At 60.5% G+C, this 24,479-nt stretch carries 18 protein-coding genes and 1 tRNA gene; 6 read left to right on the top strand and 13 right to left on the bottom strand.

The features are described 5' to 3' along the window. Positions 1-115: 115 nt before the first annotated feature. The 3 genes from FAZ30_RS08870 to mltA form a co-directional block, all read right to left on the bottom strand. Positions 116-3,235 carry an efflux RND transporter permease subunit gene (locus FAZ30_RS08870; protein ID WP_137009297.1) on the bottom strand — a complete coding sequence of 1,040 codons (3,120 nt, stop codon included), beginning with the start codon at positions 3,233-3,235 and terminating at the stop codon, positions 116-118. Positions 3,236-3,247: 12 nt separating this feature from the next. Then, positions 3,248-4,330 carry an efflux RND transporter periplasmic adaptor subunit gene (locus FAZ30_RS08865; protein ID WP_137009295.1) on the bottom strand — a complete coding sequence of 361 codons (1,083 nt, stop codon included), beginning with the start codon at positions 4,328-4,330 and terminating at the stop codon, positions 3,248-3,250. A 205-nt stretch (positions 4,331-4,535) separates the two neighbouring features. Next, the gene (mltA, locus tag FAZ30_RS08860; RefSeq protein ID WP_124643252.1) at positions 4,536-5,786 is read right to left on the bottom strand and encodes a murein transglycosylase A; all 1,251 of its coding nucleotides are present in this window, start codon (positions 5,784-5,786) and stop codon (positions 4,536-4,538) included. Positions 5,787-6,053: 267 nt separating this feature from the next. Between mltA and FAZ30_RS08855 the strand changes: the two genes are divergently transcribed. Beyond that, the gene (locus FAZ30_RS08855; RefSeq protein WP_233578404.1) at positions 6,054-6,353 is read left to right on the top strand and encodes a BON domain-containing protein; all 300 of its coding nucleotides are present in this window, start codon (positions 6,054-6,056) and stop codon (positions 6,351-6,353) included. A gap of 418 nt (positions 6,354-6,771) precedes the next feature. Further along, positions 6,772-7,887 carry a porin gene (locus FAZ30_RS08850; RefSeq protein ID WP_137009293.1) on the top strand — a complete coding sequence of 372 codons (1,116 nt, stop codon included), beginning with the start codon at positions 6,772-6,774 and terminating at the stop codon, positions 7,885-7,887. Positions 7,888-7,950: 63 nt separating this feature from the next. Here the strand turns inward: FAZ30_RS08850 and lysA are convergent, their stop codons facing one another. Continuing rightward, positions 7,951-9,186 (bottom strand): diaminopimelate decarboxylase, encoded by a 1,236-nt coding sequence (gene lysA / locus FAZ30_RS08845; protein ID WP_137009291.1) that lies wholly within the window; start codon positions 9,184-9,186, stop codon positions 7,951-7,953. A gap of 118 nt (positions 9,187-9,304) precedes the next feature. On the opposite strand from lysA, the gene FAZ30_RS08840 reads away from it, so the two are divergent. The 4 genes from FAZ30_RS08840 to FAZ30_RS08825 all read left to right on the top strand — a co-directional run bounded on the left by FAZ30_RS08840 (position 9,305) and on the right by FAZ30_RS08825 (position 15,329). After that, positions 9,305-10,219 carry a LysR family transcriptional regulator gene (locus FAZ30_RS08840; protein ID WP_137009289.1) on the top strand — a complete coding sequence of 305 codons (915 nt, stop codon included), beginning with the start codon at positions 9,305-9,307 and terminating at the stop codon, positions 10,217-10,219. 175 nt (positions 10,220-10,394) lie between these two features. Beyond that, complete coding sequence (locus tag FAZ30_RS08835; RefSeq protein ID WP_137009287.1) at positions 10,395-11,981, top strand: methyl-accepting chemotaxis protein; 1,587 nt, start codon at positions 10,395-10,397, stop codon at positions 11,979-11,981. Between the two features lie 164 nt (positions 11,982-12,145). Beyond that, positions 12,146-14,005: a sensor histidine kinase gene (locus FAZ30_RS08830; RefSeq protein WP_199730984.1), complete on the top strand. Its 1,860-nt coding sequence runs from the start codon at positions 12,146-12,148 to the stop codon at positions 14,003-14,005. After that, positions 13,998-15,329, top strand: coding sequence for a sigma-54-dependent transcriptional regulator (locus FAZ30_RS08825; RefSeq protein WP_124643263.1), 1,332 nt, complete (start codon positions 13,998-14,000; stop codon positions 15,327-15,329). The genes FAZ30_RS08830 and FAZ30_RS08825 overlap by 8 nt, the downstream gene beginning before the upstream one ends. Positions 15,330-15,511: 182 nt before the next feature. Here FAZ30_RS08825 and FAZ30_RS08820 read toward each other — a convergent pair whose 3' ends face one another. The 9 genes from FAZ30_RS08820 to thiS form a co-directional block, all read right to left on the bottom strand. After that, positions 15,512-16,588 (bottom strand): type II asparaginase, encoded by a 1,077-nt coding sequence (locus FAZ30_RS08820; protein ID WP_124643265.1) that lies wholly within the window; start codon positions 16,586-16,588, stop codon positions 15,512-15,514. A gap of 311 nt (positions 16,589-16,899) precedes the next feature. Further along, positions 16,900-18,168: a dicarboxylate/amino acid:cation symporter gene (locus FAZ30_RS08815; RefSeq protein ID WP_124643267.1), complete on the bottom strand. Its 1,269-nt coding sequence runs from the start codon at positions 18,166-18,168 to the stop codon at positions 16,900-16,902. A gap of 387 nt (positions 18,169-18,555) precedes the next feature. Continuing rightward, positions 18,556-18,632 (bottom strand) — tRNA-Ile (locus tag FAZ30_RS08810). 87 nt (positions 18,633-18,719) lie between these two features. Beyond that, complete coding sequence (gene rpoD, locus FAZ30_RS08805; protein WP_124643269.1) at positions 18,720-20,648, bottom strand: RNA polymerase sigma factor RpoD; 1,929 nt, start codon at positions 20,646-20,648, stop codon at positions 18,720-18,722. Between the two features lie 71 nt (positions 20,649-20,719). After that, positions 20,720-22,501: a DNA primase gene (dnaG, locus tag FAZ30_RS08800; protein ID WP_124643271.1), complete on the bottom strand. Its 1,782-nt coding sequence runs from the start codon at positions 22,499-22,501 to the stop codon at positions 20,720-20,722. A gap of 63 nt (positions 22,502-22,564) precedes the next feature. Next, a complete protein-coding gene (locus tag FAZ30_RS08795) occupies positions 22,565-23,011 on the bottom strand; it encodes a GatB/YqeY domain-containing protein (RefSeq protein WP_124643273.1) in 447 nt (148 codons plus the stop codon). 106 nt (positions 23,012-23,117) lie between these two features. Next, positions 23,118-23,330 carry a 30S ribosomal protein S21 gene (rpsU, locus tag FAZ30_RS08790; protein WP_059284939.1) on the bottom strand — a complete coding sequence of 71 codons (213 nt, stop codon included), beginning with the start codon at positions 23,328-23,330 and terminating at the stop codon, positions 23,118-23,120. A gap of 130 nt (positions 23,331-23,460) precedes the next feature. Next, a complete protein-coding gene (locus FAZ30_RS08785) occupies positions 23,461-24,255 on the bottom strand; it encodes a thiazole synthase (protein WP_226034193.1) in 795 nt (264 codons plus the stop codon). Between the two features lie 22 nt (positions 24,256-24,277). Beyond that, on the bottom strand, positions 24,278-24,478 hold the full coding sequence (thiS, locus tag FAZ30_RS08780) for a sulfur carrier protein ThiS (protein ID WP_124643275.1): 201 nt from the start codon (positions 24,476-24,478) through the stop codon (positions 24,278-24,280). Position 24,479 lies beyond the last annotated feature (1 nt).

The raw sequence follows: 24,479 nt of genomic DNA, 5'->3' as shown, positions 1-24,479 counted from the left end.
TTATTCATACTGTTATAACAGATGCATCAAACAATCACTGCCGCAGCGGCTGCGGGGTATTGCAGTGTAGGCAGGACCTGGGCCAAGCATGCTGCGATACTGACGGAATGGCCAGCTAGCGCGGCAGGTCAACGCCACTGCCGGCGGGTGCCAGCCAACGCCGCAACCATAGCCGCAAGCTGTCCAGATAGCTGTAAACCACCGGCAGCACAATCAGGGTCAGCAGGGTGGAGGTGATCATGCCGCCGATAATGGCATACGCCATCGGCGCGCGGGTTTCTGCCCCTTCGCCGCCGCCCAGCGCCATCGGCAGCATGCCGAAAATCATCGCCAGGCTGGTCATCATGATGGGGCGTAGCCGGACCCGGCCAGCTTCGATGATGGCCTCGCTACGGCCCAGGCCCTCACGCCGCGCCTGATTGATGAAATCCACCAGCAGAATGCCGTTCTTGGCCGCCAGCCCCATCAGCATGATGATGCCGATCACCGAGAACATATTGAGGGTGGAGCCGGTCAGCCACAAGGCCAGGAATACCCCGACGAAAGCCAGTGGCAGCGCCACCATGATGGCCAGCGGCTGGGTAAAGCTGCGGAACTGCGCCGCCAGGATCATGTAGATGAAGATCACCCCCATGGCCAGCGCCTGCACGGCATAGCCCAGGGATTCTTCCATGTCGCGGCGCTCGCCTTCCTCGGCCAGCACCACGCCGGGCGGCAGTTTGAAAGTAGCGGTGATCTTGCTGATGTCGGCAAACACCGAGCCGGCATCCCGCCCGGCGATATTGCCGGTGACAGTCACCTGGCGCAGCAGGTCGACGCGGTCGATCTGGCGCGGGCTGAGGCCAGGGCTGAGCCGGGTAACCGTGGACAGCGGCACCATGCTGGCTGCGCCATTGGCATCCGGCCGCCCGGCCACGGTAATGATGTCCAGCAATTCATTGCGCCGCTCACTGCGCGGCACTTGCAGCAGTACATCGTAGTTTTCGCCATCCGGTGCTTCCCAGCTGCCCACCACATCCCCGGCCAAGAGCTGCGACAGCGTGCTGCCCACGCGATTGAGATCCACCCCCAGGCTGGCCGCCGCATCGCGGCGGATGTCCAGCTTGAGCGCGGGGTCGGCATCGGCCAGGCTGCTTTGCAGATCGCCCACTCCTTTTACCTTGGCCAGCTGCTTGATCAAGGCATTGGCCGCGACATCCAGCTCGGTCAGATTGCTGCCGCGCAGGCCGATATTGATGGGCTTGCCACCGGGGCCTTCCTTGCCCATTTCTTCCAGCGAGAGGATCTCCACCCCGGCCACCCGGCTGACGGCAGCCCGTGCCTGCTGCATCACGCTGAACAGGCTGTGACTACGCGTGCTCTTGCTACCCAGATCCACCACCAGCTGGCCATCGCTCTTGCCCGAGCCGAAACTGCCGCTGCCGGCAGTCAGCTGGATGGACTGCACGGCCGGCAGCCGACGCAGCAAGGTTTCCAGCTCACGCCCCTTGCTGGTGGTGTAATCCAGCGAAGAGCCGGGAGCGGTCTTGTACGATAGCGAAAACTTGCCCTTGTCCTGCCGTGGCATGAATTCACCACCGATCAGTGGCACCAGCATGCAGCTACCCAGCAGCAGGAGCAGCGCACCGCTCAGCACCGTCTTGCGATGCCGCAGCGTCCAGCCGATGGCCGTCACATAGCGCTCGGCCAGCCGGTCCAGCGAGCGTTCACACCCATCCAGCAGCCGGCCCAGCGGGCCGCGATGGCGGTCGCCGTGCTGGTGCGGATCGGGCCAGATCGACGACAACATCGGGTCGAGGGTAAAGCTGACCAGCATGGAAATCAGCACCGCCACGGTCACGGTCAGGCCGAACTGGTGGAAAAACTTGCCGATGATGCCGCTCATGAAACCGACCGGCAAAAACACCGCCACCACAGTCAAGGTGGTGGCCAGCACCGCCAGGCCGATTTCATTGGTGCCATCCAGCGCCGCCTGATAATGGCTCTTGCCCAGATGGCGATGCCGCACGATGTTTTCGCGGACCACGATGGCGTCATCAATCAGCAGGCCGATGGACAGCGACAGCGCCATCAGCGTCATCAGGTTCAGGGTGAAACCCAGCGCCTGCAGCGCAAACAGGGTGCCGATCAGCGCTACCGGCAGGGTAAGGCCGGTAATCACCGTGCTGCGCCAGCTGCCCAGAAACAGGAAGACGATCAGCACCGTCAGTGCCGCGCCCTCCAGCAAGCTGGCTTCGACATTGGCCAGCGATTTCCTGACGTCTTCCGACTTGTCATAGGTAAAGCGCACCTGGGTGCCCGGCGGCAGCTGGCCTTGCAACTGGCGAATCACCTGCTTGACGCCGTCGGCCACCTCCACCACGTTGGCACCGCGTGCCGCGCGGATATCCATGCCAACGCCGGGCTTGCCGTCGATCAGCGCCAGGCTGTCCGCTTCGGCCTCGGCATCGCTGACACTGGCGATGTCGGACAGGCGGATGGGGCTGTCATTGCGATAGCCGGTGACCAGGCTGGCAAAGTCGTCCGGTGACTTGAGCTTGCCGCTGACGCGCACGCTCAGCTCATTGCTGGCCGTGCTGACGGCACCGGCCGGGTAGTCGCGGTTACCGGCGCGGATGGCATCGGCCACTTCCTGCAGCGACAGGCCACTGGCTTCCAGCCGGTAGGGGTCGACGTCGATGCGGATCTGCCGCTTCACACCGCCCACCACCTTGGCCTCGCCCACGCCGGACACTGTTTGCAGCCGCTTTTTCAGCGTGTTTTCCAGCCAGGTGGTCAGCGTGCGCTGCGACACCTGGCTGGAGCTGAAGCTGACCGACAGCAGCGGCTGGTCGTTGGGATTGAATTGCGATACCGATGGCGTAGCGATTTCACGGCGAAAACGGCCCTGCACCCCGCCCACCCGGTCGCGTACATCCTGTACACCGATATTGGGGTCTACTGTCAGCGCGAACTCCACCACGATGGTGGAACTGCCTTCGAAGGAATAGGAGCGGATGTGCTTGACGCCATTGATGGTGTTGATGGCCTCTTCCAGCGGGCGGGTGACTTCGCTTTCTACCACTTCGGGCGAGGCACCGCTGTACTGGGTGGTGATGACGGCAACCGGGAAACGGATGTCGGGCAGCTCCTCCACCGGCAGCCGCGACCAGGCAAACAGGCCAAGCACCAGCAAGGTCAGCATCAACACGGTGGCGAAGTAGGGATTGCGCACGCTGACACGGGTCAACCACATGGCATCATCCCCTTACTTGAGGCCGGCCGGCAGGCTGACGGCATCACCGGCAGCCACACCCAGCAGCGCGGCGGACAGAACCAGCTGGCCGGGCTTCACCCCTTGCAGCGCCACCTTGCGTTCGGTCTGCGACCATAGCAGCAGCTGCACCGGCAGGCGCTGTAGCCGGCCATGTTCCACCAGCATGACCCAGGGCTTGCCCTGCAAATCCTGCACCGCGTTCTGCGGCAGCACCACCTGCCCCTCCAGCTGGCGCAATACCACGCCGCCCTTGGCAAACTGCCCGGCCTTGAGCCGGCCGTCGCGGTTGTCGACACGGATATAAATCAGAAAACTGCGGGTGCCGCTCTGCGCCACCGGATTGACGCGCACCACGGCACCGCTCAACTCGTCGGGCAGGCCTTCCACGCTGAAGCGCGCCTGCTGGCCGGGCTGAATGCGGCCTATCCATTGCGCCGGCACCGTCGCGCTCAACTCCAGCACGCTGAGGTCGGCAATGGAAAACAGCCGGGCATTCTTGGCGGCGATTTCACCGGGGTTGATCTTGCGCTCGTAGACCACGCCGGCTATCGGGGCGCGCACCACGCTATCGGCCTGCAAGCGCCGCGCCCGTGCCAGCTGGCTGATCTGCGCCTGCAGCTCGCCCTGGCGCACGGTGAATTCGCTCTCGGCCTCGTCATAGGCCAGCTGGGAAATGAAACCCTTTTGCAGCAGCTCGTGCTGCTTGTCCAGCTTGGTGCGCGCCAGCTTCAGCCGCGACTGGTTAGCGGCCAGCTGGGCCTGCTGCTCGCTGACCGACTGGTCCAGCGACTCGGAGTCCAGCCGTGCCAGCTCCTGCCCCTGCCGCACGGACTCGCCTTCGCGCACCAGCACATCCTTGACCCTGGCTTCCACCTCGGCGGCGATGCTGCTGCTTTTCAGCGCGGCCAGCGTACCGGTAAACGGCAAGGCATCACGCAAGGCAGACAGCTGCGCCACCTCCACATCGGCGCGCGACAGCTCGCGTGCGCCGGCCACGGCAGCGGAGGCCACGGCCTTGCCACTGGCAGCACCCTCGCCTTGTTTGCCGCAAGCTGCCAACAGCGCCAACAGCATTCCCCATCCCAGCCAGCTTGCTTTCATCCGTTCTTGTCGTCCGTTGTCATGTTAAGAGCCTGCTCAGCGTCCCGCGAGCCAGAGTGAGACCAAGCAAAAACGCGTAAGGAAGCGGCGTTTACCTAGCGTAAATGAGCATTCCGCAGGCGTTTTTAACGCAGTATCACCCCCATCTCGGCTCAATCCAGCAGCCTATGAACAGGCGCTAAGGCGCTGCCGCCATCGACGGCGTCATCCCCTTGGGCAGCAGCATCCACATGCTGCCATTCTGTTTCATCCGGCCGGCATACATGCCGGCCTCGCTGCCATAGCCCCAGAACAGATCGGCGCGCACCGCGCCACGAATGGCGCTGCCGGTATCCTGGGCATGCACCAGCCGGGTCAGTGGTTGTTGACTGAGCGGCCAGGTCGTTGCCAGATAGACCGGCGTCCCCAGCGGAATGTAATGCGGATCAACCGCAATGCTGTAACCACCGGTCAGCGGCACGCCCAGTGCACCGGCCGGGCCACTGTCGCCGCCCGGCAGCGTCTTGAAGAAGACATAGCTGGGGTTGACTGCAAACAGCTCCTGTTGCCGGCCGGGGTTGGCCTTGATCCAGCCCTGTATGCCCTGCATCGAGGCGGCAGACAGCGTCAACTCGCGCTTTTCCACCAGCCATTTGCCAATCGACTGATAGGCATAACCATTCTGCTCGGCATAGCCGACATGCAGAAAACTGCCGTCTTCCAGCTGGATGCGGCCCGAGCCCTGTACCTGCAGGAAGAACAGCTCCACAGGGTCCTCCACCCAGGCCAGTACCGGCGCACTGGCCACGCCCTTGCCCTGGGCAATCTCGGCCCGGGTGTAATACGGCAGCAGACGGTTACCCGCCAGCCGCCCCTTGAGCTTGTTGCTGCGGCTGTCCACGGGAAAATCCGCCGGGCGGATTTCAATCTCGCCCGGCGCTGCTTCATTCTTGCCCGGCAGCAACTGCAGACGATTGCCACCAGCCTTGCGTGCTACCAGCACGCTGCGACCATGCAAGGCGGGCGGGTAGTCCAGTACCAGCAGGTCGGCCGGCACGCCATATACCGGATAAGGCGTGCGCTCGCTGCGGCTGCGGCTGCCATTGAGCAGAGGTTCGTAATAGCCGGTAATCAAGCCGCCGCTGCCGGCGCTATCGCGTACCGCCCAGGCATTGAAGCGACTTTCAAAAAACTGCCGCGCCTGTGCACCATCACTAGCAGGAATGCGTGCGGCATCGGCACAGACCGCCTGCCAGGCCGGCTTGCGCGCCGTGACCTTGCAGCTTTGCTGCAGGGCCGACAGGGTGTCGCCCATATTCTGCTGCTGCCAGGCCGGCAACGCTGCCGGACTCAGCAGGCCGCCATCGCCCGGACGCGGCGTGGTAGGGGTGGTGGTGGAACAGGCTGCCAGCCACAGCAGTGGCAACAGCAACAACAATCGTTTCAGCATGGACGGGAACTTGCGTAATTTAAAAATCAGGGTGGTGACTGGCTGGAAACAGCCAGCCGCCATGTTACCGTGCGCGGCGCAGCGCTGCACGGTCAGGACTCGCGTCTGACCCGGGCCTGGCAAGCGAGTTCGCCAAATGCACTATTTCATCGAGCCGCAACAAAACTGCAAACAAAGCTGGATAACATGTCGCCACAACACAGTCCACTGGCGATCCATCGCAATGGTCGGCCAGGCCATCACGCTGCTTGAAGCAAGGAGATAACCATGAAACACCTTTTCGCTCGTTCCGCCCTGTTGGCAACCCTGGCCCTGAACATTGGCTTCGCCCCCCTCATGGCCCACGCCGAAGATGCCATTCCCACTGACGAACAGCTGGCTAGCAATGTGAAGAACGCCCTGGATGCTGATCCGGAACTGAAAGCACTGAATCTGCACGTTGCCAGCAAAAAGCAGGAAGTGACCATCGACGGCAAGATGACCGATGACCAGCAGATGTTCAAAGCTGGCGTCATCGCCGAGAAGGTGCCGGGCGTCAAGTTCGTCATCAATAATATGAATATGTAAGCACAAGGCCCGATCAGGGCCTTGCCTGCTACCAGCGCCTCCGCCAGCCGGAGGCGTTTTCACGTCCGGCCCGGCTCGGAGGCTTCCCAGCAAAGCCAGGAATCGCCCGGAAAGCCGGTAGAACCAGCCACGTCTCACCTCATCCCTATCCTGGGCAGACCACGCATACGTAAGCAGGCCCCGACCTTCGGTACAGCAGCAGCCCGCCCTCTCCAAGCTGCCAGCCCGTAGAGGCCGCCCATCTTGCCTGCAATTAAAAGAAAATATACAAAAATAAGCGCAAATTTACGTAAATAATCGCCAAACACCCACCCTACCCTGACGCATTGACGCTGACTCGCCCGCCTCAGCACACTCAGCCCGCCCAGCCTTCCGCCACTGCGGCAATGGCTAGTCCCGTCAATTATCAGGAAAACCCATGAACCCACGCATTCTGGTCGCAGCCCTGGCCTGTACCCTGCCCGCACTGGCCCTGGCCGACGTATCCATTTACGGCTCCATGCGCGTTGGCATCAACAGCATGAAAAGTGCCGATACCCACTACCGCCAGACCACCGGCATCGACGACTACGGCAGCAAGATCGGCTTCAAGGGTCGCGAGGATCTGGGCAACGGCTTGCAGGCCATCTGGCAGGTGGAAACCGGCATGGCACTGGATGGCGTACCCAACAACGGTACCGGCAGCGGCCGGCTGGCCAACCGCATGAGCTTTGTCGGGCTGGAAGGCGGCTGGGGCAGACTGCGCGCCGGCTTTATCGATGACGTCCTGACCGATACCGAGGCCACCGACATCATGGCCAGCCCGCGCCGCGACGTGAAAGGTGGCATTGCCTACCCGCTGTACGAAGCGCGCGACATATTCGGCAGCAACAACTACGGCGACAGCCGCGCCAGAAACAGCCTGCGCTACGATAGCCCACGCCTGTACGGCGTGCAGGGCAGCCTGCAATATGGGGCCGGCGAAAAGCAGGTGGATGGCAAGAGCAGCGGCGACACCTGGGGCTTGCGCCTGTCTTACGCCGACGACGGCTACTTCGCCACCTACGCCTATCTGACCAAGCTCAACAGCATTGCCAGCAACAATAGCGGCGTGCACCGGCTGGAATTCGGCTACAACGCCAACAATCTGGCGCTGGCCGCCACCCTGCAAAAAACCACGCTGTACGGCAATGCCCACAAGAACCAGGACAATAGCGACGACTTCGAGATTCCAGGCATTATCGAAGCCGGCATCGCCAAAACCGGCAACAACAAGCTCACCAGCCAGGTGTATGCGCTGAGCGCCGCTTATCGCATGGGCAACTTCAAGCCCATGGCGGTATATTCGCACCGCCGCCAGGTCAAGATAGATGGTCAGAGCCTGAACTGGGGCGCCAATCAGTGGGCCATCGGTGCCGAGTACTACCTGAGCAAAACCAGCTGGCTGCAAGCCGGCTATGGCCAGGTCAGGCAAAACGCTGGCGGCCAACGCGCGCTGGGACTGGAGCAGCCGGATGCCAACACCAGCTGGCTGATGCTGCGCAAGGAGTTCTAAGCCAGCACCTGCACATGAAAAAGCCCGCCTTAACGGCGGGCTTTTTTTGCCAGGATCGCAGACTTACACCGCCTCCAGTGCCAGCAGCTCGGCCATGGTCTGACGGCGACGGATCAAGCGCGGGCCCGCCTCATCCAGCAATACCTCGGCCAGCAGCGGGCGGCTATTGTAATTGGACGACATGGTCGCGCCATAGGCACCGGCATCGTGGAACACCAGCCAGTCGCCCACAGCCGCTGGCGGCAGGTCGCGGCTTTCCACCACCCCGCCCTCCTGCTGGGTAAACACATCACCCGACTCGCACAAGGGGCCGGCCACCACGGTGGCGACCTTGCCGGTTTTCTCCTGACCACTGCGCTCCAGCACCGAAATTTCGTGGTAGCTGCCATACAGCGAAGGGCGCATCAGGTCGTTGAAGCCGGCATCCACCAGCACGAAATGGCGGTTGCCCATGGCCTTGACCGCACGCACTTCGGCAATCAAGGCTCCAGACTCGGCCACCAGGAAGCGGCCCGGCTCGATTTCCAGCCGCACGGCATGGCCCAGCAGTTGTTCCACCTCCTTGCGGGCGGCGTCCCACAGCTGGAAGTAATGCTCGGTATCGATGCGGCTATCGCTGTCGCGATAAGGAATGGACAGGCCGCCACCGGCGGAAATGGCCTCGATGTCCTGCCCCAGGCTGCGTACCAGCTCCACCATGGCACCGCATACCTGCTGCAGATGGCCATAATCGACGCCAGAACCGATATGCATGTGGATGCCCACCAGCTTGAGGCCGGTAGCGGCAATCACCGCCAGCGCCGCCGGCAGATCGGCATGCCAGATGCCGTGCTTGCTGTTTTCACCGCCGGTATTGGTCTTGTGGCTGTGGCCATGACCAAAACCGGGATTGATGCGCAGCCACACGCGGTGGCCCGGCGAACGCTCGCCCAGCTGGCGCAGCATGTCGATGCTGCCGGCGTTGACCACGATACGCTCGGCCACCACCTGCTCCAGCGTGGCGCGGTCTAGCACATCGGCGGTGAATACCACCTCGGACGGCTCGGCGGAAGACAGATCGTAACCCGCCTGACGTGCACGCTCGATCTCGCCCAGTGACACCGCATCCACCATCACGCCCTGCTCACGCATCAGGCGCAGGATATGGGTATTGGAATTGGCCTTCTGTGCATAACGAATCACATCAAACCGCTTGAGCTGGGCAATGCGGGCGCGAATCACGGCGGCATCGTATACCCACAGCGGGGCGCCGAATTGTTCGGCCAGGGCGGCAAGTTGGGGGGCGACGAAAGTTTTCATGGCATTCCATTCAATGATTGCCATGATACTGCCGCAGCCTGTGACGAAAATAAAATATCAATTTATCGCTAGGTCTTTCATTTATGATATGGCCGTCCCCAGCAAGCCGAGCCATGCCATGTCCTTCAACCTGCGCCATGTGGAAATCTTCCACGCCATCATGACCACCGGCAGCGTCACCGAAGCCGCCATCCTGCTACACAGCTCGCAGCCCACCATCAGCCGCGAACTGGCCCGGCTGGAACAACTAAGTGGCCTGACGCTATTCGAACGCGTCCGTGGCCGGCTGCGCCCCACCCGTCAGGCCCTGCAATTATTCGAAGAGGTCCAGCGTGCCTATCTGGGGCTGGAGCGCATTGTCAGCACCGCCGAAGCCTTGCGTCACTTCGACCATGGCCAGCTGTCCATCGCCTGTCTGCCGATGTTCTCCCAGGCGGTGCTGCCAACGGTGTGTCAGCGCTTTCTGGCACGCTATCCCAAGGTCAGGCTGAGCATCGCACCACAGGAATCGCCCTTGCTGGAGGAGTGGCTGGCCGCGCAACGCCATGATCTGGGACTGACCGAAAGCCAGCTGCAACCGGCTGGCACCAGTCAGCAGCAAATCTTCTGTGCCGATGAAGTCGCAGTGCTGCCCAGCGGCCACCCGCTGTGCCACAAGGCGGTACTGGAGTTGGCCGACTTCGCCGGCCAAGCCTTCATCAGCCTGTCAGTCAGCGACATCTACCGCCAGCAGCTGGATAGCCTGTTTGCCGAACAACAGGTGCAGCGGCAAATGGTGCTGGAAACCCACAGCGCGGCCTCGGTATGCAGCATGGTGCGTCAGGGCGTCGGCATTGCCGTGGTCAATCCGCTCACTGCGTTGGAGTTTGCCGGTCAGGGTGTGGTGGTGAGAAAGCTGGCCGTGTCCCTGCCCTTCCGCGTTCATCTGGTGCGGCCCTTGCACCGCCCGGCCTCCGCCCTGGTCGACAGTTTCGACCTGTTATTGCAGGAGGTACTGCAAGAAGCCAGCCAGCGTACCGCCTGCCTCGTGTAAAGCCTTGCACAGCATTGTGCACGGTCAAGCAGCAGTGGAAGAAAAATTATGGCATTAGGGTTTTTCGACTATACCGGTAAAGAAACAATACCGGCCGGTGCCGGCTTGCGGCCGTCGTCATGCCCACCTTCGCTGCACGGCACCCCGGACAGAAGCATTACTCAGGGAGCCCGTCATGCGCATCAACCAGCCGGTTACGCAGCAGGAACTGTTTTTGCATCCGCAGCGCCCCATCGTCACCAAGACCGACCTGAAGGGACTGATCACCTACGCCAACCGCGCCTTCATTGATATCAGCGGTTTCAGCGAAAGCGAGCTGATCGGTCAGCAACACAATGTCGTACGCCACCCGGACATGCCACCGGAAGCCTTCGAAGACATGTGGCAGACCATCCAGGGCGGCCATCCCTGGCGCGGGCTGGTCAAGAACCGCAGCAAACAGGGGGATTTCTACTGGGTGGACGCCTATGTCACCCCCATTCGTGAAAACGGCCATACCGTTGGCTATATGTCGGTGCGCAGCGCTCCGGACAAACAGCAATGCCAGCAGGCCGAACAACTCTATGCCGATGTGCGTGCCAAACGGGCCAGCTTTCCCCAAACCCGCCAGCCAAGATCAGCAAGCCTGCAAAACCTGTTGATACTGGCCATGCTGCCACCGATACTGGCCTTGCTTTCCCAACTGCTCCTGCCCGATAGCCTGCACGACTACCTCAACGCAGCCAGCATCCTGTGGCTGATTGGCGCTGCAGTGCTGATTCACCAGCGGCTGGCGGCACCACTGGAACAGGCGAAACAGGGCCTGGCCCGATTGTCCGAAGGCAATTTCAAGCAAGCCATTCCCCAGTCTGGCTGCCAGGATGTGCGACAGATGCTGGAAATGCTGGAAACCATGCGCATCAATACCCGCGCCGTACTGGCCGATGTCGTAGTGGGCGCGCATGACATCAGCCAGGCCGCCACGGCCACCCATACCGAGGCCAGCAATCTGCAACAACGCGGCGAGCATGCTCAGGAAGGCATCACCCGCGTGGCGGCAGCGCTGGAACAGCTGTCGGTATCGGTCAATGAAATCTCCATCACCACCCGCACCGGTGCCGGACATGCCAGCGCCGCCAACCAGCTGGCCGATCAGGGCGAGGACAAGATGCTGCAAACCCGCGAGGCTACCCGCCAGGTGATGGGAGAATTCCAGACCACGCGCGATGCCATCCTGGTTCTGGAAAAATCAGCCGAGGAAATCGGCTCGGTCACCTCGGTCATCAAGGAAATCGCCAACCAGACCAATCTGCTGGCCTTGAATGCCGCCATCGAGGCCGCCCGCGCCGGCGAACAGGGCCGTGGTTTCGCCGTGGTGGCCGACGAAGTGCGCAAGCTGGCCGAGCGCACGGCGGGCAATACGCTGGAAATCGAGCAATCGATCAATGTGCTGCACCAACGCACGCATCAGGTATTGCAGAACGTGCATGCCGCACTGGAACGGGTACAGGGCGTGGAAGATGCCATCGGCACCGCCAGCGCCAGCCTCGCGGCCATCCGCGAGGCCAACCAGGGCGTGGCGCAATCGGCAGCCAACGTGGCGGAAATGCTGCAGCAGCAGTCATCGGCCTCCACCGAAGTGGCACAGAATATGGAGACCATGAGTGCGCTCACCGAGCAGAACAGCCACAGCATCGCCACCACCAGCGAGGTAGCACAGCAACTGCACACCACGGCCCACGACCTGAAGCGGCTGGTCAGCCACTTCGAACGGCATCTGTAGGCAGGCAAGCGTCCCCGCGAAGGCGAAGGCATTTGCTACAATAGCCGGCTGCCGCCATTGCGTGCGGCTTGACCCGAATCACAGCAGGCGGCCAACGGCCGCCTTTCTGCTGGTCGCCGGCACTGCCCGGTGCGCCGCAGCCCGCCCCGAGGATTGGATTTCGCTTGAAACTGCGTACCGTACTGCGCATAGCGCTATTGCTGGTGCTGATGGACATTGCCGCCGTCGCCTCTTTTCGCGCCAGCGTGGACGGTTCGCTGGACGAGCTGCGCTCGGCCAATACCCAGCGGCTGGAACTGTACGCCAACAGCCTCAACAGCGAGATCGGCCACTACGCCCGCCTGCCCAGCCTGCTCGGCCTGTCGCCCTATGTGGAACGGCTGCTGCACGCCCCGCAAGACCGCCAGCGCCAGCAGGCTGCCAATGACTATCTGGAACGCCTGAGCCAGCGCACCGGGGCCAGCGCCATCTACATCATGGACAGCAGCGGCATCGTGCGCGCCACCAGTAACTGGCGTCAGCCCGACAGCTATCTGGGCGAAAACGATGCCTTCCGTGCCTATTTCACCGATGCCATCAATGGCCAGCCTGGCCGCTTTTTCGGCGTGGGCACCACCCGCAGCGAGGCCGGCTACTATCTGTCCGAGCCACTGACCAGCCACGGCCGCATCATTGGCGTGGCGGTGGTCAAGATCAATATGGAATACCTGGAAAAGCTGTGGCGCGAAAACAAGACCATGGTGATGGTGTCCGACCAGAATGAAGTGGTCATCCTGGCCACCGAGCCGGGCTGGAAATTCAGTACCCTCAAGCCTTTCAGCAAGGCCCTGCAGGATGCCTTCGACCGCAACCGGCAATACAACCGCAAACGCCTGCAACCCCTTGGGCTGGAAGAACGACGCAGCCTGGGCAACGGCAGCCACATCTACCGGCTGGACCAGAGCGGCCGGCGCACGCTGAGCCGGCTGGCCTACCCGCGCGACATGCTGGGGCAATCGCTGCAACTGCCGCTGTCCAACTGGCGGCTTACCGTGCTGTCCAGCCTGGAGCCGGTTTATCAGCTGGCCTATAACCGTGCGGCGCTGGCCGCCCTGCTCACCCTGCTCAGCCTCACCGGTATCCTGTGGCTGAACGAACGGCGTCGTCGCCTGCGCGACAAACTGGCCGCGCGCGAGGCACTGCAGCGCGCCTACCGCGAGTTGGAACGCAAGGTGGAAGAGCGCACCGCCGACCTGTCCCGCACCAATCTGCAACTGCAGGCAGAAGTCAGCGAGCGCATCCGCGCCGAACAGCACCTGCGCCAGACCCAGGACAATCTGGTACAGGCCGGCAAGCTGGCCGTGCTGGGGCAACTGGCCACCGGTATCGCGCACGAACTGAACCAGCCGCTGGCCGCCCTGCGCACCCTGTCCGGCAATGCCATCAAGTTTATCGAACGCCAGCAAACCGACACCGCCCGCAGCAATCTGCAAACCATCTGCCAACTGGTGGATAAAATGGGCGAAATCACCAGCGCGCTCAAAGGCTATGCGCGCAAGTCCACCAGCAGCCTGGGCACGGTGGACATCAGCCTGGCCATCGACAGTGCGGTGCTGCTGCTGCGCAACCGGCTGGAGGGCAGCCAGGTACGCATTGTGCGCCCCAATGCGCCGGAGCCGTGGCAGGCACGCTGCGACCCCAACCGCTTTGAACAAGTGCTGGTGAATCTGCTGGCCAATGCGCTGGACGAGCTGCAAGACCGGCCACAGCCCATCATCGAAATCAGCGGCCATCGCACCACAGAACACCTACAATTGCAGATTCGCGATAACGGCCCCGGTTTGCAGGATGCCGTACGCGCCCAGCTGTTCGAGCCCTTTGTCACCACCAAGCCCGCCGGCATCGGCCTGGGCCTGGGGCTGACACTCAGCGCCGGCATCATCGCCGAAGCCGGCGGCAGCCTGAGCGCCGACAACCACCCGCAGGGTGGCGCGGTATTCACCATTACCCTGCCGCTTGCCACAAAGGAAAACCGCCATGTTTGATGGCATGAAAGTGTTGATTGTCGAAGATGATCCGGATGTCCGGCTGGGCTGCGAACAGGCACTGGCACTGGAAGGTCTGGAAGCACGCGGCGTCGCCAGCGCCGAGCAGGCACTGTCGCTGCTGTTGCCCGGCTTCCCCGGCGTGGTGGTGAGCGACATTCACCTGCAGGGTCAGGATGGCATGGCCTTGCTACGCCAGCTCAAGGCTCGCGACAGCGGCCTGCCGGTCATCCTGATCACCGGCCATGGCGATGTCAGCCTGGCAGTACAGGCGATGAAGGACGGGGCCTACGACTTCATCGAGAAGCCGTTTTCATCGGAAAGACTGCATGAAGTGGTGTGCCGCGCCATGGAGCAGCGCCGCCTCAGCCTGGAAGTGGAAAGCCTGCGCCGGCAATTACATGACAAGCAAAGCCTGGAAGCACGGCTGATTGGCCGCTCGCCGGCCATGGAGAAAGTGCGGCGCATGATCGCCGATCTGGCCGATACCTCGGCCAATGTGCTGATCCTGGGCGAAACCGGCACCGGCAAAGAGCTGGTGGCACGCTGCCTGCATGAAATCAGCCGTCGTCAGAAAAACAATTTTGTCGCGGTCAACTGTGGCGGGCTGGCAGAAAACCTGTTCGAGAGCGAGATCTTCGGCCACGAAGCCCATGCCTTCACCGGCGCGGCCAAGCGCCGCATCGGCCGCATCGAATACGCCAATGGCGGTACGCTGTTCCTCGATGAAATCGAAAGCATGCCGCTGCCGCTGCAGATCAAGATGCTGCGCGTATTGCAAGAGCGCACGCTGGAACGGCTGGGCTCCAATACCCCGATCTCCGTCGACTGCCGCGTGGTGTCGGCCACCAAGGCCGACCTCAAGGCCATGGGCAATAACGGCAGCTTCCGCAGTGACCTCTACTACCGGCTGAACGTGGTCACCCTGCAACTGCCGCCGCTGCGCGAACGGCGCGAGGACATCCCCCTGCTGTTCGAATACTTCCTGCTGCAGGCCGCCAGCCGCTTCGACCGCCCCACTCCGCAGCTGGAGGCCCATGAACAGGCCGAGCTGCTGGCCTACGACTGGCCGGGCAATGTGCGCGAACTACGCAATGTGGCCGAACGCTATGTGCTGGGCATCCGCAGCCCGCTGTCCGAATCCGGCGAACTGAGCCAGAGCCTGCCCTTGGCCGAAACCGTCGAAGCTTTCGAACGCGCACTGATCGCCGAAGAATTCCGCCGCCACGGCTTCAGCCTCAGCCGCACCAGCGAAGCCCTGAAAGTGGCCAAGACCACCCTGTTCGACAAGCTGAAAAAATACGGCCTCAACCAGCCGGGCTGATTGTGTCGCTATCGCCCGGCCTGCGCCGGGTTGCGGGCGTAAAAAAAGCGGCCATCGCGGGCCGCTTGCCAAAGGCTGCATGAGCAGGCACTGCGCCATGCTGCCGTTGCGGGGGGATCACGCCGGCTCGACACCGGCATCACAACGGGCAGACAGGCCGGCACAGTACCCGGCCCTGCGGCTCAATAGGTGTAGAACATGCGTTGCAGTTCTTTGGTGTCGTGGGTCTTGGTCAGGCCCAGCATCAGCAGAATGCGTGCCTTCTGTGCATTCAGCGTGTCGCTGACCACCAGATCTTCCTGATCGTCATTGGCCTCGCCGTTGCGGGCGACAATACCGTTGCCCACGCGCGAGCTACGCACCAGCACGACGCCTTTTTTACGGGCATCACGGAAGGCCGGCATCATCTGTGCGGCGATACTGCCATCACCCACACCAGCCTGCACGATGCCCTGGGCGCCGGCAGCGATGTTGGCATCCATGGCCACGCGGTCCATATTGGCATAGCCGTAAACGATATCCACGCGCGGCAGGCTGTTCAGCTTGCTCACGTCAAACTCGGTATCGGCCGTGTTCTTGCGGGTGGACATGCGGTAGAAATGCGGCTTGTTGTCCTGCATGTAACCGAGGTAGCCCAGTTCCGGCGTCTTGAAGGTATCGGTGGTGGAAGTGTTGGTCTTGGTCACTTCGCGTGCAGCATTGATCTGGTCGTTCAATGCAACCAGTACCCCCTTGCCGGCAGCATCCTTGCTACCTGCCAGAATCACGGCGTTGTACAGGTTGATCGGGCCGTCAGCACTGATGGCGGTAGACGGACGCATGGAACCAACCACCACCACTGGCTTCTTGCTCTTCACCACCAGATCCAGGAAATAAGCGGTTTCTTCGATGGTATCGGTACCGTGGGTAATCACCACGCCATCCACATCCTTCTGCGCCAGCAGTTCGTTCACGCGCTTGGCCAGCTTCAGCCACACTTCGTTGGTCATGCTTTCGCTGGCGATCTGGGCCACCTGCTCACCACGCACATCAGCCACCTTGGACAGCTCGGGCACGGCGGCAATCATCTTGTCCACGCCCAGCTTGGCAGCGGTATAACCGATGGTGGTGGTGCTGTTGGCACCGGTACCAGCGATGGTGCCGCCGGTAGCCAGAATCACCACGTGCGGCTTGGCCGCTTCGGCTGCATGGGCAGATTGACCACACAGGGCAGCCATCACGGCGGCGCTGGACAACAGCAGATTGAACGATTTTTTCATGTCTCTATCTCTTTGTAGAAAGACTAGTGGGGATGTCGTTGCCGGGAAGCAACTGGCTGCAGCGATCAGCCCCGCGTCCTGCCTGTCCGCCTGTATCGGCGGCTTGGGCAGGCCGGGGTCTGTCACTGGATTTTTATGGGGTCAAACGGTGGCAGGGCCTTAGAACTTGTTCAAAGTCTCGCGAGCTAGAGTGAGACAAGGCAAAAACGACTAAGGAAGCGGAATTTACATGAAGTAAATGAGCATTCCGCAGGCGTTTTTAACGCAGTATCACCGAAGCGCAGCAGACTAGGGACAGGTTCTCAAGGCGCTCAGGCCTGGTCTTCTGCCAAAGCCGGGTTGACATGCGCAGCCTCGGCATCGATATCGCCTTCGGACGCAGCCACCACGGTAGTGGCAATCGCATTACCCAGTACATTGGTCGCCGTGCGGCCCATGTCCAGGAAGTGGTCGATACCCAGGATCAGCAGAATGCCGGTTTCCGGCAGATTGAACATCGGCAGTACGGCAGCCACCACCACCAGCGAGGCACGCGGCACACCGGCGATACCCTTGCTGGTGATCAGCAGGATCAGCAGCATGGTGATCTGCTGGCCCAGGGTCAGGTGGATGTTGGCAACCTGCGAGATGAACAGCGCAGCAAACGAGGTGTACATGATGGAGCCATCCAGGTTAAACGAATAACCCAGCGGCAGCACGAAGCCAGAGATACGCTCCTTGATGCCAAAACGCTCCAGCTGTTCCAGCAGGGTCGGATAGGCAGCTTCGCTACTGGCAGTGGCAAAGCCCAGCATCAGCGGCATGCGAATGGTTTTCAGCAGCGCGAAGATCTTCTTGCCGACAAAGCCATAAGCCGCAGCAATCATCAGCAGCCACAGGCAGGTCAGCGCCAGATAGAAGCTACCCATGAACTTGGCGTACATCGACAGCACGCCCAGGCCATCAGCGGTAATGGTGGCGGCAACCGCACCAAACACACCTACCGGAGCAAACATCATCACGATATTGGTCACGCGCAGCATGATGCTGGCCAGCTGCTCCAAGCCTTTCATCAGGATGTCAGGCTTCGGACCCTTGTAGGAAGCGATGGCCACACCGAAGAACACCGAGAACACCACCACTTGCAGCACTTCGTTTTTCGCCATGGCGTCAAAGAAGCTGGTGGGGAACATGTGGGTGATGAAATCCTTCAGGTTCAGCGCAGTAGCCTTCACTACCGGAGCGGAAGCATCAGCCATCGGCAGGGTGTAACCCAGACCCGGCTGCAGGGTATTGGCGAAGATCAGGCCCAGGAACAGGGAAACCAGCGAGGCACCCATAAACCAGCCCATGGCTTTCAGGCCAACGCGGCCAATCGAACGGGAATCACTGCTGCCAATGCCATGCACCAGCGTGGACATCACCAGCGGGGCGATGATCATCTTGATCAGACGCATGAACACGTCGGTCAGGATGGAGAAGTAACCGGCAACCTCTTTCAGCTGCTTGGGATCGGTAATCGAGGTGTGACAGCCGTAGCCGACTGCGATGCCCAATACCAGGGCGATCAAGACCCACAGGGTAATCTTGTTGGTTTTCACGAGCGTTTCTCCAGAGTAACCCGGCTTTAAGACCGGTGTTGAGTCCGCTCGTATCAGCAGTAATCATGCCAGAAAAAATTCACAAAACAGCAAAGCAAGTCATTGTTTTTAAACAATAAAATTAAAAATACAATGACATGCATTCGGAAAGCCGAACAGAGGGGCCGAGGTGCGTTTGGAAACCCGACCGAACAGCTGGGGGAAATGCAGACACGAGCTAGCGTGGCAGCGAGCTAGACCCGCTGGCAAAGAAAAAGTTTCTGCAATGCAGCATCATAGCGGGCCATCCCGCACCTTGCCAGCCACGGCGGTCGGCAATGACCAAGCGATAGTAAAGCCAATAAAAAACGGCTTGCCGCGAAATCGCAGCAAGCCGTTGTCTGAATTTGGTGGGCCCTATCGGACTTGAACCGATGACCAAAGGATTATGAGTCCTCTGCTCTAACCAACTGAGCTAAAGGCCCGAAGGGGGGCATTATAGCAGAGACAAATAAAAATCCCCAAGCCCTGATGCAAGCGGCTTGGGGATGATGTCTGCCTACAAGGCCAGCTTACTGACCGCCCGGCTCATTATCCAGGAAGCTGCGCAGACGTTCCGAACGGGTCGGGTGACGCAGCTTGCGCAGGGCCTTGGCTTCGATCTGACGAATCCGCTCACGCGTCACGTCAAACTGCTTGCCCACTTCTTCCAGGGTATGGTCGGTATTCATGTCGATACCGAAACGCATGCGCAGTACCTTGGCTTCACGCGGCGTCAGGGTGTCCAGTACTTCCTTGGTGGCGTCTTTCAGGCTGGAGTACATCGCAGCATCAGACGGTGCCAGGTTGTTCTGGTCTTCGATGAAGTCGCCCAGATGGGAATCGTCGTCGTCGCCGATCGGGGTTTCCATGGAGATGGGCTCCTTGGAAATCTTCATGATCTTGCGGATTTTCTCTTCCGGCATTTCCATCTTTTCCGCCAGTTCGGCCGGGTCCGGTTCGCGACCGGTTTCCTGCAGGATCTGACGGCTGATGCGGTTCATCTTGTTGATGGTTTCGATCATGTGTACCGGGATACGGATGGTACGGGCCTGGTCCGCAATGGAGCGGGTAATGGCCTGACGAATCCACCAGGTAGCATAGGTCGAGAACTTGTAACCACGACGGTATTCGAACTTGTCCACCGCCTTCATCAAACCAATATTGCCTTCCTGGATCAGGTCGAGGAACTGCAGGCCACGGTTGGTGTACTTCTTGGCGATGGAAATCACCAGACGCAGGTTGGCCTCGATCATTTCCTTCTTGGCACGCCGCGCCTTGGATTCACCCGCCGACATCTGGCGGTTGATTTCCTTGAGCTCCTTGATCGGCAACATGGCGCGATCCTGCAGCTCGGACAGCTTGGTCTGCTTCTCGATGATGGCGTACTTGAAGCGGGTCAGTGCCTCGCTCCAGGCTTTGCCGGAATCGATTTCGGTTTCCACCCAGGCGGTGTTGATTTCGTTGCCCGGGAAAACCTTGATGAAGTGGGTACGGTCCATGCGCACGCGGGTGACGCAGATGTCCTGAATATCGCGCTCGAAGGTGCGGATTTCATTGACACGGCGACGCAGCGATTCGCACAGCGACTCGATCTGACGGGTGGAGAAGCGCACCAGCATGAATTCGGTGGTGATGGCGTCTTGCAGTTCCAGATAGCCCTTGGACTTGGAGCCTTCCTTTTCCAGCACCTTGACCATCTTGTCGAACATCATGCGCACGCCGGCAAAATGCTCCAGCGTTTGCTGTTTCAGCTCTTCCAGATTGGCCAGATTGGCGGCTTCGGCACTGGCCTCGTCGTCTTCGGCTTCTGCTTCCTCGTCTTCGAGCAGCGCATCCTCCTCGACTTCCGGCTCGGCAAACGGCAGCGCCGCTTCAGCCGTATCGGCATTCGGATCGATGAAACCGTCCACTACTTCATCAACGCGGATTTCTTCCTTGCTGATGCGCTCGACCAGCTCCAGCACTTCGGCCACGGTTCCCGGACAAGCCGAGATCGCCAGAATCATGTGCTTGAGGCCGTCTTCGATGCGCTTGGCGATTTCGATTTCGCCTTCACGGGTCAGCAGCTCCACCGAACCCATTTCGCGCATATACATGCGCACCGGATCGGTAGTACGGCCGAATTCGGAATCGACCGAGGACAAGGCTGCCTCGGCTTCTTCCACCGCGTCTTCATCAGCCACGGCCGGGGTGGCATCGGACATCAGCAGGGTTTCTGCGTCCGGGGCTTCGTCGTAAACCTGGATGCCCAGGCCGGAAATCATCGTGACGATGTTTTCGATCTGTTCGGCATCGGAGACATCTTCCGGAAGGTGGTCGTTGATCTCAGCATAGGTGAGATAGCCACGTTCCTTGCCCAGGGCAATCAGCTGGCGCAGGCGTTTACGCTGCTCTTCCAGGCTCATTACCTGTTCTTCGTTGTCCTGTACGTCTTTTTGATTTTCGGGAGAGGCCGCCATTTTGCTTCCTGCTTAAAATAAGCCGAAAAAAACAGTTGATTATAACACAACTACGTCACTTCTGCCCTGGCTCACGGGGATGAGCCGAGCAGGTCTCGGAGCAGTTCCCTGAATAATGCTTTCTCTTCCGGCGTTAGACCTTCGTTGCGGTCTTTCAGTTTTAGCCTTTCCACCTGGGCTTCACGCAGCATTTTCAACAGCTTGGTATTGCCGTGTTGAAACTGGGTGCGATCATCCTCGCCGGGGTCGGCAAACTCGTCCGGATCCTGCATGGCCTGGTGCAGCACACTGTCGATCAGCCCTTCGTAGGGGGTGCCGCGCAGCCCCTCTATCAATTGCGCCGTATTGGGCGGCTGTTCGTGTCCCTGCACACTCTCGGCCAACATCGCAAAGCAGGCCAGTTCGTCGGACAGCGGCAGGCTGTCCGGCAATGTCACATCACCGGCCCACGCCGGGTTCATCAGCAGCCACTTGATCTGCTTGTGGACGATGGGCGTGTTGATCTGGCGATATGATTCTTCCGGCAGGCGGTATTCCCGCTTGCCCTTGCGCTCCGGCGCCTTCTTGCCCGTGGTCAGCATGTCGAAATCGTCGACGTCCATGCCGGCGAGTTCCGCCAGCCTTTTTCTGATCATGAAGCCCAGCGCCGGTGCTGCAATCTGTGCCAGTAGCGGGCTGGCCTGCTTGATCAGGTCTGCCCGCCCTTCCGGCGTATTCATATCCACGCGGCCTGTCAGCTCGCGGGTAAAGTAAACCGACAGCGGTAGGCTGTGTTCTTCCAGCTGCTGTTCAAATGCTTCTGTGCCGAATTCCCGTATATAGCTGTCCGGGTCGTGCTCCTGCGGCAAAAACAGGAAATTCAGCGCCTTGCCATCCTGCAATTGCGGCAGGCTGTTTTCCAGTGCACGCCAGGCGGCTTTCTGGCCAGCCTTGTCACCGTCAAAACAGAAATATACCTGGTCGGCATGGCGCATCAGCTTGCGCACGTGCTCGCCGGTGGTGGCCGTCCCCAGCGTAGCCACAGCATAGCCAATGCCAAACTGGGCCAATGCCACCACGTCCATATAACCTTCCACCACCAATACGCGGTTCTTTTCGCGGATGGCCTGGCGGGCTTCATACAGGCCATACAACTCGCGGCCTTTTTCGAACAGCACCGTTTCCGGTGAGTTCAGATACTTGGGCTCCCCCTTGCCCAGCACCCGGCCACCAAAACCGATGATGGCGCCGCGCTGGTTACGAATGGGGAACATCACCCGCTCGCGGAAGCGGTCGTAACGCTTGCCGCTTTCTTCATTCAGAATCACCAGGCCGGCATCCACCAGCTTGTCGTCCTGGTATTGCGGGAAAATGGCCTGCAAATTCTGCCATTCACCCGGCGCATAACCCAGCCCAAAACGGCCGGCAATTTCACCACTGACACCCCGGCCTTTCAGATAGCTGATGGCGACTGGGGCCGATTTCAGCTGCTGCTTGAAATAGCCCGCCGCCAGCTGCATCACTTCTTCCAGCGACAGCTGACGCTCACGCGCCGCACGGGTAGCTTCCGGATTGATACTGCGCACTTCCGGCACTTGCATGCCGATGCTTTCCGCCAGCATCTTCACCGCATCGACAAAGCCCAGCCCCTGGTATTCCATGACGAAACCAATGGCAGAACCATGCGCGCCACAACCAAAGCAGTGATAGAACTGCTTGCTGGGACTAACGGTAAAGGAAGGGGATTTTTCCTTGTGGAAAGGACAGCAGGCCAGATAGTTCTGGCCGGCCTTCTTCAGCGGGACATAGCGATCCACCACGTCGACCAGATCGACACGGGACAGCAACTGATCAACAAAGTCCTGTGGAATCAACGGCGAACACCTGCCTTAACACGAGGGAACAAAATACCGGGCCATACAGCACCCGGCCATAGGTCAGGCGCTCAGCTTGGCCTTGATGCGGGCAGAGACCAGTGCCATATCGGCACGGCCCGCCAGTTGCGGGCGCAACAGGCCCATGACCTTGCCCATGTCCTGCATGGAGGCGGCTGCACTGTCGACAACAGCCTTGGCGACCAGTTCGTCGATTTCCGCTTCGGACAATTGCTGCGGCATATAGGCCATCAGCACGACCATTTCGGCCTTTTCCTTGTCGGCCAGATCCTGGCGCTGAGCGGCTTCGTACTGCGAGATGGAGTCACGGCGCTGCTTGAGCATCTTGTCGATCACCACCACGATGGCTGCGTCATCCAGCTCGATACGTTCGTCCACTTCCTTTTGCTTGATGGCAGCCATCAACAGGCGGATGGCGGCCAGACGCTCGGTGTCCTTTGCCTTCATGGCGGACTTCATGTCATCGCTGATGCGAACTTTGAGGCTCATGTCGTGCTCACAAGGGCCATGTCAAGACATGGCGTAAGAATTCTGGAGTACAAATGGCAAAACCGCAGGCCATGCCTGCGGTCCCGCTTTATTGCCGGAGCAACTCTTAGAAGAGTTTCGGCGGCAGCATCTGGCTGCGGATGCGCTTGTAGTGGCGCTTTACGGCAGCAGCGTGCTTACGCTTGCGTTCGGTGGTCGGCTTTTCGTAGAACTCACGAGCGCGCAGTTCGGTCAGCAGACCGGTTTTTTCTACAGCGCGCTTGAAGCGACGCATGGCGACTTCGAACGGCTCGTTTTCTTTAACGCGAATATTCGGCATTGACTCAAGTATCCTTAGATCCGTAGGTATGGACGTACCGCTACCTATAAAAAACAGCATTTTAACAACAATACGCGGTTTGGAAAAGTCTGAAGCATTCCCGACAAGCTTTTTGTGGCGCTTTTGTGCATCACGGCTTGCGAGAAGAAATCACCCCCTCACTAGGAGAACTTGGTACAGCGCTATAAAAACGTTTCGGCATCCGCTCCGCACAATAGGCGGCGCGGCCTGCTTCGACAGCCAGTTTCATGGCATGTGCCATCAATACGGGATTGCCGGCAGCGGCAATCGCGGTATTCATCAGCACGCCATCACAACCCAGTTCCATGGCAATGGCCGCATCGGATGCGGTCCCCACGCCGGCATCTACCAACACCGGAACACTGGATTGCTCGATGATCAGTTTCAGATTCCACGGATTCAGGATGCCCATGCCCGAGCCGATCAGACTGGCCAGCGGCATGATGGCGCAGCAGCCGATTTGCTCCAGCTCGCGCGCAATGATCGGGTCATCCGAGGTGTACACCATGACATCAAAGCCCTCGGCCACCAGAACTTCGGCTGCTTTCAGGGTTTCTTTGACATTGGGGAACAGGTTGCCGGAGTCGCCCAGCACCTCCAGCTTGACCAGACGATGGTCATCCAGCAGCTCGCGCGCCAGGCGCAAGGTGCGGATGGCATCCTCGGCGGAATAACAGCCCGCCGTATTGGGGAGCAGAGTGTAACGGTTCTGCGGCAAAAAATCGAGCAGATTGGGCTCACCGGCGTGCTGACCCAGATTGACACGCCGAATCGCGACGGTAACGATGTCACAGCCGGAGGCATCCAGCGCCTCGGCAGTCTGTTCGAAATCACGATACTTGCCAGTACCTACCAGCAGGCGTGAGTTATAAGCCTTGCCTGCAATGACCAGTTGATCCTGCACTTTCCACTCCTTTGGCGCAGCGTCAGCCACCGCCAACCGCCACCACGATTTCCAGTTCATCCCCATCCGCCAGCGCGGCTAGGCCATGCTGACTGCGGGGTACGATCTCGCCATTGAGTTCGACGGCAACCCGTTTGCCGACCAGCTCCAGCGCCTGCACCAGCTCTGCCACGGTAGCCAGCGCGGCAAATTGTTTCATTTCGCCATTGATGCACAACTGCATG

The sequence above is a fragment of the Aquitalea aquatilis genome, from assembly GCF_005155025.1.
Classification (GTDB): Bacteria; Pseudomonadota; Gammaproteobacteria; order Burkholderiales; family Chromobacteriaceae; genus Aquitalea; species Aquitalea aquatilis.
The sequence above is the reverse complement of the archived record's forward strand: the minus strand, read 5'-3'. Positions and strand labels throughout refer to the sequence as shown.

Excerpts from the sequence above, each read along its gene's own strand:
- FAZ30_RS08870 (WP_137009297.1), bottom strand. The coding sequence starts at position 3,235 with ATGTGGTTGACCCGTGTCAGCGTGCGCAATCCCTACTTCGCCACCGTG.
- FAZ30_RS08865 (WP_137009295.1), bottom strand. The coding sequence starts at position 4,330 with ATGCTGTTGGCGCTGTTGGCAGCTTGCGGCAAACAAGGCGAGGGTGCT.
- mltA (WP_124643252.1), bottom strand. The coding sequence starts at position 5,786 with ATGCTGAAACGATTGTTGTTGCTGTTGCCACTGCTGTGGCTGGCAGCC.
- FAZ30_RS08855 (WP_233578404.1), top strand. The coding sequence starts at position 6,054 with ATGAAACACCTTTTCGCTCGTTCCGCCCTGTTGGCAACCCTGGCCCTG.
- FAZ30_RS08850 (WP_137009293.1), top strand. The coding sequence starts at position 6,772 with ATGAACCCACGCATTCTGGTCGCAGCCCTGGCCTGTACCCTGCCCGCA.
- lysA (WP_137009291.1), bottom strand. The coding sequence starts at position 9,186 with ATGAAAACTTTCGTCGCCCCCCAACTTGCCGCCCTGGCCGAACAATTC.
- FAZ30_RS08840 (WP_137009289.1), top strand. The coding sequence starts at position 9,305 with ATGTCCTTCAACCTGCGCCATGTGGAAATCTTCCACGCCATCATGACC.
- FAZ30_RS08835 (WP_137009287.1), top strand. The coding sequence starts at position 10,395 with ATGCGCATCAACCAGCCGGTTACGCAGCAGGAACTGTTTTTGCATCCG.
- FAZ30_RS08825 (WP_124643263.1), top strand. The coding sequence starts at position 13,998 with ATGTTTGATGGCATGAAAGTGTTGATTGTCGAAGATGATCCGGATGTC.
- FAZ30_RS08820 (WP_124643265.1), bottom strand. The coding sequence starts at position 16,588 with ATGAAAAAATCGTTCAATCTGCTGTTGTCCAGCGCCGCCGTGATGGCT.
- rpoD (WP_124643269.1), bottom strand. The coding sequence starts at position 20,648 with ATGGCGGCCTCTCCCGAAAATCAAAAAGACGTACAGGACAACGAAGAA.
- FAZ30_RS08795 (WP_124643273.1), bottom strand. The coding sequence starts at position 23,011 with ATGAGCCTCAAAGTTCGCATCAGCGATGACATGAAGTCCGCCATGAAG.
- rpsU (WP_059284939.1), bottom strand. The coding sequence starts at position 23,330 with ATGCCGAATATTCGCGTTAAAGAAAACGAGCCGTTCGAAGTCGCCATG.
- thiS (WP_124643275.1), bottom strand. The coding sequence starts at position 24,478 with ATGCAGTTGTGCATCAATGGCGAAATGAAACAATTTGCCGCGCTGGCT.